This window comes from Rhizobium sp. 268 (assembly GCF_036571585.1).
Lineage (GTDB): Bacteria > Pseudomonadota > Alphaproteobacteria > Rhizobiales > Rhizobiaceae > Rhizobium > Rhizobium redzepovicii.
In genome coordinates, this window is record NZ_JAPPSO010000003.1 from 178,678 (window position 1) to 191,164 (window position 12,487).

Here is a 12,487-nt window from a genome sequence, read left to right on the forward strand (position 1 = left end):
AAATCACGGAAGTTTGCCTTCCCTCATGCCCGGATCGCGCTAGGTTCTCTCAGATCGTTAGAGAATGATGTTTCGGCGTCATGCTCCGGGACCGCGTTCTGCCGTACCCGCGATTTCAATTACATCACCATTTTGGAGAGCGTCATGGAAATGCGCCGGCTTGGAAAAACAGGTCTTTCGGTCGCGCCGATCGTCATCGGCGGCAATGTCTTCGGCTGGACGGCCGACGAGGAAACATCCTTCGCCATTCTCGACGCCTTCTTCGATGCGGGCCTCAACACGATCGATACAGCGGATGTCTATTCCGCCTGGGTTCCCGGCAACAAGGGCGGCGATTCCGAGGAGATCATCGGGCGCTGGCTGAAGCAGGCAAGCCTCTCCCGCGACAAGGCCGTGATCGTTACCAAGGTCGGCTCGGATATGGGCCAGGGAAAAACACTCAAGGAGAGCTATATCCTGAAAGCAGTCGAGGATTCGCTCAGCCGGCTGCAGACCGAATATATCGATCTCTATCTCTCGCATTGGCCGGACGCCGATACGCCCCACGAGGAAACGCTCGTTGCCTTTGCCAAGCTGAAGCAGCAGGGCAAGATCCGCGCCATCGGCTGCTCAAATTATGATGCGACACTGCTGCAGGCGTCCTTCGACGCCGCCGAAAAGGCCGGTCTGCCGCGTTACGATGTGGTGCAGCCGGAATATAACCTCTATGAGCGCTCGAGCTTCGAGGGGCCGCTGGCCGAGCTCTGCGTCAAAGAGGATATCGGCGTCATCACCTATTTCAGCCTCGCCGCCGGCTTCCTCACCGGCAAGTACCGCAGCAAGACGGATACGCAAGGCCGCGCCCGCGAGGGCCGGGTTTCGACCTATCTGGATGACAAGGGCCTGCGCATTCTTGCCGCACTCGACAGGGTGTCCACTGAAACCGGCGCCAAGCCCGCGGAAATTTCGCTCGCCTGGCTTTTGCGCAAGAAGGGCGTGACGGCGCCGATCGCCAGCGCCACCAGCCTTTCGCAGCTTGAAAGCCTGGCGAAATCAGCGACACTTCAGCTTTCCGATGACGCGATGGCGCTGCTCGACGAAGCCGGCCGCTGAAAGAGAAGAAACGATGACCGTGACGATCCGAGATGCCCGCCCCGAAGACGAAGCGCGTTGGCGCGAACTCTGGGCTGATTATCTCGCCTTCTACGAAGTCACGGTCGATGCCGATATCACCGACCAGACATGGCGCCGGGTTTTCGATCCGGCGTCGGCGATCCTCATGCGCGTCGCCGAGGTCGACGGCAGGATCATGGGCTTTGCGCTCTATCTCACCCATGAGGGCACGTGGATCCGCGGCAGGGACTGCTATCTCGAAGACCTGTTCGTCGATCCCGAGGCACGCGGCAAAGGCGTTGGGCGGGCGCTGATGGACGATCTCGTCGAACTCGGCAAGGCGAAGGGCTGGTCGCGGCTCTATTGGCATACGAACGAGCAGAACAAGACGGCCCGGGCGCTCTATGACAGCTATGTCGAGAGCGACGGGCACATTCGCTACCGAATCAGTTTTTGAGTGCGGGAAAACCCTCGTACCATTCGGAATGCCGCCCCTCCCAGTTCGCCATGCCCGGTTTGGTTAGGATGCCGCGTGGGCTGATATAACTCTGGATCACCCGTTTTGGCCGTTCGTGCCACTGGATATTGAAAGCCCAGAGCTTCGGGAAAAAGCAGAGCGAGGCATAAGGCAAATGGTCGTGGATCCACCAGGCGAGCCGTTGCCAGTCGCTTTCGTCGCTGTAGCGGTCGAGCATCCACGGCACGACGATGCAGACCGCAGCACCCATGCAGCCGTCGAAATCCCGCATGTCCCAAATGTGATGGGCGGCAGTGGCGGCATTGGTCGAGCAGTTCAGATTGTTGTCGTTGCCGAACCTGTTGACATCGGGCGATCGATAGCCGGAGCGGATATGCAGACGACCGAAGGTCGCTTCCAGCGGCTCCAGCAATTCCTGGCAAAGCCTCCTGCCTGCCTCGATCGCCAGATCGGGGTCCTCGGGAATGTTGGGAATTCGGTGGAAATCGGCAATTTCGGAGTGCAGGAAATCGCGGAAGAAGAAGTTCTGCGACAGCCTTATCCGGCCAAGATCCTCCAGACCCTTCATCGAACCCGGCTTTCGCATGACGTTCTCTTCCTCCCACATCGATGGCAGGAAACATCGCCCGGAGCAGATTTCCAGTCCACCCGAAATCGATCGGGAACAATTTGCGCAATCCTTGCTTCTTAATGTGTCGCCGCATTCGCGGCCTTCCCCAGAACAAGGATCGAGAAAATGGCCAAGGAAAAGACGTTGGAAGATCTCTTCTACGACACGCTGAAGGATATCTATTTTGCCGAACGGCAGATCCTGCGCGCCCTGCCGAAGATGGCGCGCGCCGCCCAGTCCCCCGAATTGAAAGCGGGTTTCCAGAAGCACTTGGAGCAAACCGAAGGCCAGGTCGAGCGCCTGCAGCAGGTTTTCGAGAAGATCGGCAAACGCGCCCAGGGCAAGACCTGCGAGGCGATCCAGGGCATTATCGCCGAGGGCGAGGAAATCATGGAGGAATTCAAGGGCACGCCAGCGCTGGATGCCGGCCTGATTTCCGCGGCCCAGGCCGTCGAGCATTATGAAATCGCCCGTTACGGCACACTGAAGACCTGGGCCGCGACGCTCGGCTTCAAGGATGTCGTCAGCCTGCTCGACCAGACGCTGCAGGAGGAAACGGCGACCGACAAGACCCTCTCGCAGCTCGCCACCACAGCAGCAAACCAGAAGGCCAAGGCTGCCTGACGGATGAGAGCGGGCGGCAAGTCTCTTACCGCCGCCCGCATTCTTCTAAACATATCTGAAGAAATCGATGAAGGCCCGCAGCGCCGGGCGCATCTGCCGCCGGGTGGGATAGTAAAGAAACGGCCCGGAATAGGGCGCGCACCAATCCGCCAGTACCCGCACGAGCCTGCCGCTCGTCAGCTCGGCATCCACCCGCATATCGAAGAGATAGGCAAGGCCGGCGCCGTTAAGCGCCGCAAGCAGGGCCAGCCGGTCCTCGCTGACAATCAGCGGCCCGTCGACCGCAACAACTAATTCCTGCCCATCCTTTTCGAATTCCCAGCGATAGATGGAGCCATTGGTAAAGCGCCGCTTGATGCATCGATGATGGACGAGGTCGCGCGGGTGTTCCGGTTTTGGATGGCGCTCGAAATATTCGGGCGATGCGGCGATGACAGTGGTCAAAGGGGGTGAGAACTTCACCGCGATCATATCGGCCTCCAAGCTCTCCTCCAGCCTTATACCGGCGTCGAACCCCTCCTTGACGATATCGGTGAAGCCGTCCTCATTGGCAATCTCCAGGGTGATATCGGGATAGAGGTTGAGAAAATCGCCGAGGCGCGGGGCGAGCAGGAGATCGGAGGCGAAACGCGGCGCAGTGATGCGCAGGTTGCCGGCCGGCTTGGCGCGCGTATCGCGGACAGCCTCCAGGGCAATATCGATCTCCTCGAGCGCCGGACGCAGCCTTTCGAGAAGCAGGCGGCCCTCCTCCGTCGGCGCGACACTGCGGGTGGTGCGCGCCAGGAGCCTGACCCCCAGGCTTTCCTCGAGGCTCGAGATCGCATGGCTGATCGCTGACGGCGCGACGAGGAGTTCCTTGGCCGCGGCGCGGAAGCTGCGATGCTCAGAGACGGCGGCGAGAACGGCGAGTTGCGAGAGCTGTGTTCTGTTCATTGATCGAAAGAATAGAACAACCCGTTAGAAGCTGCATGTATTTTCTGACTGGTGCGGCAAGGATATGGTCTGCCCGTACCGCATAGAGCGGTCCCAGCTCAGAAAAGGAGCGCAACATGAAAACCCGGAAACTCGGAAACGATCTGACCGTCTCAGCCGTCGGCCTCGGCTGCATGGGCATGAGCTTTGCCTATGGCGCCAGCGACGAAGCGGAATCGGTGAGGACGCTCAATCGCGCCGTCGAACTCGGCGTCACGTTTTTCGACACCGCCGAAGTCTATGGCCCCTTTACCAACGAGGCCCTTGTCGGAAAGGTGCTGAAACCATTCCGCGACCACCTGGTGATCGCCACCAAGTTCGGCTTCAAGATCGATACCAGCCAGCAAGGTGCTGCCGCCATCGCCGGCGTCGACAGCCGCCCCGAGCATGTGCGGGCAGTCGCCGAGGCCTCATTGAAAAGGCTGGGCATCGAGACCATCGACCTCTTCTACCAGCACCGCGTCGATCCCAACGTGCCGATTGAGGAGACGGTCGGCGTCATGGCCGAGTTGGTGAGGGAAGGCAAGGTCCGCGCCCTCGGCCTCTCCGAAGCCGGCAGCGCCACCATCCGCCGCGCCCATGCGGTCCATCCGATCGCCGCGCTGCAGAGCGAATACTCGCTTTGGACGCGCGATCCGGAGGAAGACGTGCTTGCCACCTGCCGCGAACTCGGCATCGGCTTCGTGCCCTACAGCCCGCTCGGCCGCGGTTTTCTGACAGGGGCGATAAAGACCGAAGATCTTGCCGCCGATGATTTCCGCCGGCAGGTGCCGCGCTTCCAGGCGGAGAATTTCGACGCCAACGCCGCTCTGGTCGCAACGCTCGAACAGCTTGCCGCCGAAAAGGGCGTGACCGCCGCACAGCTGGCGCTCGCCTGGGTGCTGAGCCAGGGAGACGACATCGTGCCGATCCCCGGCGCCCGCAAGCTTCACCATCTCGAACAGAACGCTGCCGCCGCCGATATCGTGCTAAGCCCGGCCGAGCTCGAGCAGCTCGGCAAGGCCATCCCGGCCGGGCAGGTGGCGGGAAAACGTTATTCGGACGCGTCGCTTGCCATGACGAACCTTTAAGCGACAAAAGCCCGGCCTGATTCAACAGGCCGGGCTTGCCTTCGCGGCCGGCGAAACTATCTAACGCCATCTCGGAGAACGGGATGAAACTATGTCGGATAGGCAGGCAGTCGAACAGACGGTTCATCTCTATGTCGAAGGCATGGCCTTCGCCAATGAGGCAGCCTTGAAAAAGGCCTTTCACCCGAAAAGCTCGATCATCGGCTATTACCAGAATGCCGTCGAATGGCTGACGCGGGACGAGTTCATCGCCGCGATCCTGGCGGAGGAGCCAGCCCCGCCCGGCACGCAGCCCTTCATGGATATACAGAGCGTCGATGTCGAGGGCGATGCGGCCAGCGTCAAGGTCACCGACGATTTCGCCGGAATGCGTTTCACCGATTATCTCTCATTGCTGAAGATCGAAGGCCGATGGACGATCGTCGGCAAGCTTTACCATCTTCATAGGTGAAAAGACCGGCCACAGCGACCGGTCGACTATTCCTATTGTTAGCCGGCAAGATCAGGATCTGAGAACACCGCCGGTGAATTTTGTCACGCTGGCGACGATCTTCTGCGTCAGCGCCTCGAAATCCTCATCCGTCAACGTGCGCTCGGCCGGCTGGATCTGAACCTCGATCGCCACCGACTTCTTGCCTTCGCCGACCGACGCGCCTTCGAAAACGTCGAAGACATTGACGCCGGTGACCAGCTTGCGGTCGGCGCCGGTCGCGGCCTTGATGACGGCGCCTGCTTCCACCGTCTTGTCGACGACGAAGGCGAAGTCGCGCTTGACCGCCTGGAAAGGCGAAAGATCGAGCGCCGGCTTGGTGCGGGTCGCCTTCTTCTTCGGCTCGGCCATGGCATCGAGATAGACCTCGAAGCCGCAGAGGGCGCCGGAGACATCAAGCGCTTCCAGCGTCAGCGGATGGAATTCACCGAAATAGCCGAGCACGACTTTCGGCCCCATCTTGATCGTGCCGGAGCGGCCGGGATGATACCATTCCGGCCCGCCCTGCTCGATCTGGATGTTGCCCATCGGCAGGCCGCAGGCTTCGATGACGGCGAGCGCATCGGCCTTGGCGTCGAAGACGTCGACCGGTTTGCCGCCGCCCTTGGCGGCGTTCGACCAGGCGCGGCCGGCGCCGACAAGCGAAGCCGTGCCGCGGCGGATGCCGCCCGCAACGCGGCGCTGACCTTCCGGCCGGTCGTTCTCATAGGTGCCGGAGACCTCGAAGATGGCGACGTCGGCATAACCCTTGTCGGCATTGCGCTGGGCTGCGGTCAGCAGGCCCGGCAGCAGCGAGGGGCGCATGTCCGACATTTCGGCGGCAATCGGGTTGGCAAGCTTGAGGGCGGGCGAACCGCCGCCGAAGAGCTTGGCCTGATCTTCCGGAATGAAGGACCAGGTGACGGCTTCGAGCATGCCGCGCGACGCAAGCGCCCGCTTGGCGAGACGCGTGCGGATCTGCAGCGTCGTCAGGATCTTGCCGTTGACGACCGCATGGCTTTCGAGCGGCGCCGGTTTGATATTGTCGACGCCGTGGATGCGCATGACCTCCTCGACGAGATCGGCCTTCCCGTCGACATCGGGACGCCAGGAAGGAACGGCAACGGAGACACGCTCGCCGGAACCGGAGACCGTGAAGCCGAGGCGGGTCAGAATGCTGTTGCTTTCCTCATCCGAGACGTCGAGCCCCGTCAGACGCTTGACCTCGGAATAAGGGAAATCGACGATCTTTGCTTCGTAACCCTGATAGCCGACGACCTCGGCTCTGGCGGCCGTGCCGCCGCAAAGCTCCAGCACCAGTTCCGTCGTGCGTTCGAGACCAGGCACCATATAGTCCGGATCGACGCCGCGCTCGAAGCGGTACCGGGCATCGGTGATGATGCCGAGGCTGCGGCCGGATTTGGCGATGTTCATCGGGTCCCAGAGGGCCGATTCGATCAGCACGTCGACGGTGTTTTCGTCGCAGCCGGAATGTTCGCCGCCCATGATGCCGCCGATCGATTCGATGCCGTCTTCATCGGCGATGACGACATTGTTCGGGCCGAGCTTGTATTCGCGCTGGTCGAGCGCCAGCACGGTCTCGCCCTCCGTGGCGCGGCGGACGGTGAGGTTGCCCTTGACCTTAGCAGCGTCGAAGACGTGCATCGGCCGGCCTTGATCGAAGGTCATGTAATTTGTGATATCGACCAGCGCATTGATCGGGCGCAGGCCAATGGCGGTCAGCCGCTGCTGCATCCAGCGCGGGCTCGGGCCATTGCTGACGCCACGCACCAGACGGAGCGAAAAGCCGGGGCAGAGTTTCGGATCGTCGAGATCGAGCGTCAGCTTGACCGGCGTTTCGCCTTCGACGGCGAAGGACGGCGCAGGCCGGTGCTTCAACGTACCGAGTCCGGAGGCGGCGAGATCGCGGGCGATGCCGTGGACCGAGGTGCAGTCCGGACGGTTCGGCGTCAGGTTGATCTCAATGACCGGGTCGTCGAGATGCGCATAGGCGGCATAACTCTTTCCGACCGGCGCATCTTCCGGCAGATCGATGATGCCGTCATGGCTGTCGGAGATCTGCAACTCCTTTTCGGAGCACATCATGCCGTGGCTTTCGACGCCGCGGATATTGCCGACGGCAAGCGTCACGTCGATGCCGGGAACATAGGTCCCGGGAGCAGCAAAGGCGCCGACGAGGCCGGCGCGTGCATTCGGGGCGCCGCAGACGACCTGGACCGGCGCGCCGGCGCCCGTATCAACCATCAGCACCTTCAGGCGATCGGCCTGCGGATGTTTTTCCGCCGAGACAACTCTGGCGATGACGAAGGGCTTGAACGCCGCCTTGTCGTCGACATCCTCGACCTCCAGTCCGATCTGGGTGAGCCGCGTGCAGATTTCGTCGAGGCCGGCATCCGTTTCCAGATGCTCTTTCAGCCAGGAGAGCGTGAATTTCATCGTCCCAATTCTCCGTTCAAGCGCTGAGGCCGCCGAACAGCGTCGGCATGTCGAGCGGGCGGAAGCCGTAATGCGTCATCCAGCGGACGTCGGCGTTGAAGAAATCGCGCAGGTCGGGCATGCCGTATTTCAGCATGGCGATGCGGTCGAGGCCCATGCCCCAGGCAAAACCCTGATATTCGTCCGGATCGAGCCCGCCATAACGCAGCACGTTCGGATGGACCATGCCGCAGCCGAGGATCTCCATCCAGTCGGTGCCTTCGCCGAACTTGACGATCGGGCCGGAGCGATCGCACTGGATATCGACCTCGAAAGAGGGCTCGGTGAAAGGGAAAAACGACGGGCGGAAACGCATCGTCACGCTGTCGACCTCGAAGAAGGTCTTGCAGAATTCCTCGAGCACCCAGCGGATGTTGGCAACATTGGCTTTCTTGTCGATGACCAGGCCTTCGACCTGGTGGAACATCGGCGAATGCGTAGCGTCGCTGTCCTGGCGATAGGTCTTGCCGGGAATGATGATGCGGATCGGCGGCTTCTGCGCTTCCATGGTGCGCACCTGCACAGGCGAGGTATGGGTGCGCAGCACCTTGCGCTCGCCATTCTCGTCCGGATGGAAGAAGAACGTGTCGTGCATCTCGCGGGCCGGATGGCCTTCGGGGAAATTCAGCGCGGTGAAATTGTAATAATCCGTCTCGATATCGGGACCTTCGGCGATCGAGAAGCCCATGTCGGCGAAGATCGCGGTGATCTCATCGACGATCTGGCTGATCGGATGGATGCGGCCGCGCTCGGCCGGCGAAGAGCGCACCGGCAGGCTGACATCGACCGTTTCGGCCTTCAGCCGCGCATTGACCGCCGCCATTTTCAGCACGGACTTACGTTCGGCAATGGCGTCCGTCACTTCGTTCTTCAGGGCGTTGATCGCAGCACCCCGGGTCTGGCGCTCTTCCGGCGTCATGGCGCCGAGCGTCTTCAACAGTTCGGAAACGGAGCCCTTCTTGCCGAGCGCGGATACGCGCACGGCTTCCAGGGCCGCCTCGTCACCCGCAGCAGCAATTTCGGCAAGCAAAGAGGATTTAAGCTGGTCGATATCTGACATTGTCTTCTTTCCGTCCAGATCAGGCGGCGTTCGAACGGCAGGCTGGAGAGGCCGGCGCAGGGATATAAAGAAAGAAAAACCCGCGCTAGCCCAAACCAGCGCGGGTTTCCCAAAATCATAAATTCAAAGCTTGGGAAGCGCTGGTTACTTGACCGCGCCTTCAAACTCGTTGGCCGTACCGGCTTCCTTGAGGTACTCAAGAGCCTTCTTGGCAGCATTGACGAGCGCGCCGAATGCTTCCGGCTCGTGGATCGCCATGTCGGAGAGAACCTTGCGGTCGACTTCGATGCCGGCCTTGTTCAGGCCGTCGATGAAGCGGCCATAGGTCAGGCCGAATTCGCGGACAGCGGCGTTGATGCGCTGGATCCAGAGCGCACGGAAGTTGCGCTTGTTGACCTTGCGGTCGCGGTAAGCGTACTGCTTCGAACGATCGACAGCAGCCTTGGCGGTGCGGATGGTGTTCTTGCGGCGGCCGTAAAAGCCCTTGGCGGCCTTCAGAACCTTCTTATGCTTGGCGTGGGCGGTGACGCCTCTTTTTACACGTGCCATATCATGATCTCCTTAAATCTAGCGTTCGCGGACGAGTCTCAGAGACCGTTCGGCAGGTAATTCTTGATAACCTTGCGGCCATCCGGTTCCGCGAGAACCATGGTGCCACGTGCATCGCGAATGAACTTGTTGGTACGCTTGATCATGCCATGGCGTTTGCCGGCAGCGGCAGCCTTGACCTTGCCGGTTGCGGTGATCTTGAACCGCTTCTTGGCAGAGGACTTCGTCTTCATCTTGGGCATTTTGCTACTCCTTCTGTCCTCCCTGCGCGCTTCATCAAAAAAGCCCTTCTCGCGAAGTCCGGTTCTCCGGCCGTCGCAACAAGGTGCGGGAGCGTTTGTTGTTGATCTGCGGCTTCGGCGACGAACCGTTCCGCAAGCATTCGAAACTGCCACGGCATGCCCTGCCGGTCAGTTCGGACGCGCGCTTATAACCGCAGCGTCCTGAAAGTGCAACGGGGCTGCGGAGGAATCTTCGCACGCTCGTAAGCACCAGTGTTAGAAAGCACAAAAGCCGCCCTTGCGGACGGCCTTGGGGCGAAAAAGTGCCTGGCGCTTACTTCGGCGCCAGCACCATCATCATCTGGCGGCCTTCGAGCTTGGGCTCGGCTTCGACCTTGGCGAACTCGGTCGTATCGGCCTTGACCTGCTGCAGCAGCTTCATGCCAAGCTCCTGGTGGGCCATTTCGCGGCCGCGGAACTTCAGCGTTACCTTGACCTTGTCGCCTTCGTCGAAGAAGCGACCCATCGCCTTCATCTTCACCTCATAATCATGGGTGTCGATATTGGGGCGCATCTTGATTTCTTTGACTTCGACGATCTTCTGTTTCTTGCGCGCCTCGGCAGCCTTCTTCTGGTTGGCATATTTCAGCTTGCCCAGATCGAGGATCTTGCACACAGGCGGTTCGACATTGGGGGAAATTTCGACGAGATCGAGGCCGGCTTCCTCAGCCATTCTCAAGGCCTGGTCGGTAGGCACGACGCCCATATTCTCGCCGTCAGCCCCGATCAGCTGAACTTTGGGAATGCGGATTTCACGGTTCGAGCGCGGTCCGTCCTTCACGGGCGCGTCGGTTTTAAAAGGTCTGCGAATGGTCGTATTCTCCTCGCGTTGTTTCGGAACGTTGCAGCCTCGCGCTCCCATATCGGGGTGCACAAACGTGTCGCGTCATCGCTGCAACGGAGTCAATATCATCCTTTAGCGGAAAAATCACCCGCTGTCAGCCTGCCAAGAATCTGTTTTATAGACCAAAATAACAGGAGTTTCGCCGATGTTCGATCAGATGCCCAATGCCCAGCCGCAGTTCCTGACGGTCGGCGAGGGCGAGGCGGCGCGTGAGATCGCCATGCTGGTGCGCCGGGCGCGGGCCGGCAACAGCGCCCCGGCGCTCGTCTGGCTGTCCGGCTACCGTTCCGACATGAGCGGCACCAAGGCGGTGGAACTCGACGGGCTGGCGGCCGAACTCGGGCTTGCGTGCATCCGCCTCGACTATTCCGGCCACGGACTTTCCGGCGGCAGCTTCAGCGACGGCACGATCTCACGCTGGCTTGAGGAGGCGCTGGCCGTCATCCGTCATGTCGCCCCGGAACGGGTAATCCTCGTCGGCTCCTCGATGGGCGGCTGGATCGCGCTCCGCCTGGCGCAGGAGCTTGCGCGGCAGGGCGGCCCGAAGTTCGAAGGTCCAAAACTCGAAGGCCCAAAACTCGAGGGGATGGTGCTGATTGCGCCCGCACCCGATTTCACCTCTGAGCTGATCGAGCCGAACCTCAAGGCCAAGGAGCGCAAATCGCTTGCCGAGCGCGGCTATTTCGAAGAACGGTCGCAATATAGTCCCGAGCCGAACATCTATACCAGGGCGCTGATCGAGGACGGCCGCCAAAACCGGGTGCTCGACGGCATCATCGAAACGGGCTGCCCGGTGCATATCCTCCAGGGTATGAAAGACGCCGACGTGCCGCATGCGCATGCGATGAAGCTCGTCGAACATCTTCCCGCCGACGACGTGGTGCTGACCTTCATCCGCGACGGCGACCACCGCCTTTCCCGCCCCAGCGATATCGCGCTTCTGCTCAGCGCCGTGAAAGGCATCATCCGTTCATCGACGAGCAGGCAGATGCCCGTTTAGACGGCACCGGCCAAGAAACTCCCCCGACGCAAGTGCCCAACCCGTTGCATTTTAACCATGTCGGCGAGTCGCAAGGTGCTCCCAAGAAGTAACGATTGACTCTTCTTGGCCCTCTCCATTAACACTTTGTTAATAAATAAGGGGCGATGCGAGGAAGAGCGGGCGTGCGGATGAAGGGTATTTTTGTGGCCATGATGGCCATGTTTGCGATGGCGACGGCCGCCATACCGGCCCCCAGCAGAAATGCTTCAATGGTCACGGGCAATGCCACATCCCAGCCGATCGGACACTATGATTTCTGTCAGATTCACCGCAGCGAATGCGGGGCAAACCGCAATTCCGGCCCGGTCGAGATGACCCCGGCAAAGTGGTCGCTGGTGCGTTCGGTCAACGCCACGGTCAACCGCACGATCACACCGATGACCGACAAGGAAATATACGGCAAGGATGAAGTCTGGGCCTATCCGACCACTGCCGGCGACTGCGAGGATTTCGCGCTGCTGAAGCGCCGCATGCTGATCCAGCGCGGCTTTTCGGCCGCCGATCTGCTGATGACCGTCGTGCGCAAGCCCGACGGTGAAGGCCATGCCGTGCTGACGCTGCGCACCGCCGAGGGCGACTTCGTGCTCGACAACCTCGCTTCCGACGTTAAGCCGTGGTTTGGGACGCCCTATTCCTTCGTCAAGCGCCAGTCGAGCTACAATTCCGGCCGCTGGGTCACCATCGAGAACGGCCGCGACGTTCTGGTCGGCGCACTGCGTTAAGAGTTTTGGGGGGCGTGGGAAAAGGCCGGCGAAAGCCGGCCTTTTGCTTTTTGGGTGGACGGTGTCTTTTTCTATGCCGGAGAACTGTGGTGTTTGCCGCTACCTGCCTTTCGCTACGCTCAAGGCGTTCGTCGCTTGCGCTCCTCACCCCCTCATCTGCCCTGACGGGCATCATTCC

The 12,487-nt window shown here is 60.9% G+C and carries 14 protein-coding genes; 7 read left to right on the top strand and 7 right to left on the bottom strand.

Annotation, left to right across the window (positions count from 1 at the left end):
* Positions 1-144 precede the first annotated feature (144 nt).
* Both OS035_RS07415 and OS035_RS07420 read left to right on the top strand, forming a co-directional pair.
* On the top strand, positions 145-1,092 hold the full coding sequence (locus OS035_RS07415) for an aldo/keto reductase (protein ID WP_097624556.1): 948 nt from the start codon (positions 145-147) through the stop codon (positions 1,090-1,092).
* Positions 1,093-1,105: 13 nt separating this feature from the next.
* The gene (locus tag OS035_RS07420) at positions 1,106-1,549 is read left to right on the top strand and encodes a GNAT family N-acetyltransferase (RefSeq protein ID WP_097624836.1); all 444 of its coding nucleotides are present in this window, start codon (positions 1,106-1,108) and stop codon (positions 1,547-1,549) included.
* Here OS035_RS07420 and OS035_RS07425 read toward each other — a convergent pair.
* The gene (locus tag OS035_RS07425) at positions 1,539-2,156 is read right to left on the bottom strand and encodes a hypothetical protein (protein WP_097624837.1); all 618 of its coding nucleotides are present in this window, start codon (positions 2,154-2,156) and stop codon (positions 1,539-1,541) included. The two genes, OS035_RS07420 and OS035_RS07425, sit on opposite strands and share 11 nt — an antisense overlap.
* Positions 2,157-2,306: 150 nt before the next feature.
* Between OS035_RS07425 and OS035_RS07430 the strand changes: the two genes are divergently transcribed.
* Positions 2,307-2,804, top strand: coding sequence for a YciE/YciF ferroxidase family protein (locus OS035_RS07430; RefSeq protein ID WP_097624555.1), 498 nt, complete (start codon positions 2,307-2,309; stop codon positions 2,802-2,804).
* A gap of 45 nt (positions 2,805-2,849) precedes the next feature.
* Here OS035_RS07430 and OS035_RS07435 read toward each other — a convergent pair whose 3' ends face one another.
* Positions 2,850-3,737 (bottom strand): LysR family transcriptional regulator, encoded by an 888-nt coding sequence (locus OS035_RS07435; RefSeq protein WP_097624554.1) that lies wholly within the window; start codon positions 3,735-3,737, stop codon positions 2,850-2,852.
* A gap of 116 nt (positions 3,738-3,853) precedes the next feature.
* Here OS035_RS07435 and OS035_RS07440 point away from each other — a divergent pair, with 116 nt between their 5' ends.
* Both OS035_RS07440 and OS035_RS07445 read left to right on the top strand, forming a co-directional pair.
* Complete coding sequence (locus OS035_RS07440) at positions 3,854-4,846, top strand: aldo/keto reductase (protein WP_097624553.1); 993 nt, start codon at positions 3,854-3,856, stop codon at positions 4,844-4,846.
* Between the two features lie 91 nt (positions 4,847-4,937).
* Positions 4,938-5,297, top strand: a complete 360-nt coding sequence (locus OS035_RS07445) for a nuclear transport factor 2 family protein (RefSeq protein WP_097624552.1) — start codon at positions 4,938-4,940, stop codon at positions 5,295-5,297.
* A 51-nt stretch (positions 5,298-5,348) separates the two neighbouring features.
* Here OS035_RS07445 and pheT read toward each other — a convergent pair whose 3' ends face one another.
* The 5 genes from pheT to infC all read right to left on the bottom strand — a co-directional run bounded on the left by pheT (position 5,349) and on the right by infC (position 10,512).
* Complete coding sequence (pheT, locus tag OS035_RS07450; protein ID WP_183852901.1) at positions 5,349-7,772, bottom strand: phenylalanine--tRNA ligase subunit beta; 2,424 nt, start codon at positions 7,770-7,772, stop codon at positions 5,349-5,351.
* A gap of 16 nt (positions 7,773-7,788) precedes the next feature.
* Entirely contained in the window at positions 7,789-8,871 is a 1,083-nt protein-coding gene (pheS, locus tag OS035_RS07455) for a phenylalanine--tRNA ligase subunit alpha (protein ID WP_097624550.1), read from the bottom strand.
* A gap of 144 nt (positions 8,872-9,015) precedes the next feature.
* Complete coding sequence (rplT, locus tag OS035_RS07460) at positions 9,016-9,420, bottom strand: 50S ribosomal protein L20 (RefSeq protein WP_003589162.1); 405 nt, start codon at positions 9,418-9,420, stop codon at positions 9,016-9,018.
* 38 nt (positions 9,421-9,458) lie between these two features.
* Positions 9,459-9,662, bottom strand: coding sequence for a 50S ribosomal protein L35 (gene rpmI, locus OS035_RS07465; protein ID WP_003570998.1), 204 nt, complete (start codon positions 9,660-9,662; stop codon positions 9,459-9,461).
* Positions 9,663-9,975: 313 nt separating this feature from the next.
* Positions 9,976-10,512, bottom strand: a complete 537-nt coding sequence (infC, locus tag OS035_RS07470) for a translation initiation factor IF-3 (protein WP_012559640.1) — start codon at positions 10,510-10,512, stop codon at positions 9,976-9,978.
* Between the two features lie 178 nt (positions 10,513-10,690).
* Between infC and OS035_RS07475 the strand changes: the two genes are divergently transcribed.
* Both OS035_RS07475 and OS035_RS07480 read left to right on the top strand, forming a co-directional pair.
* Entirely contained in the window at positions 10,691-11,545 is an 855-nt protein-coding gene (locus tag OS035_RS07475; RefSeq protein ID WP_097624549.1) for an alpha/beta hydrolase, read from the top strand.
* A gap of 164 nt (positions 11,546-11,709) precedes the next feature.
* The gene (locus OS035_RS07480) at positions 11,710-12,309 is read left to right on the top strand and encodes a transglutaminase-like cysteine peptidase (protein WP_003589165.1); all 600 of its coding nucleotides are present in this window, start codon (positions 11,710-11,712) and stop codon (positions 12,307-12,309) included.
* Positions 12,310-12,487: the final 178 nt, after the last annotated feature.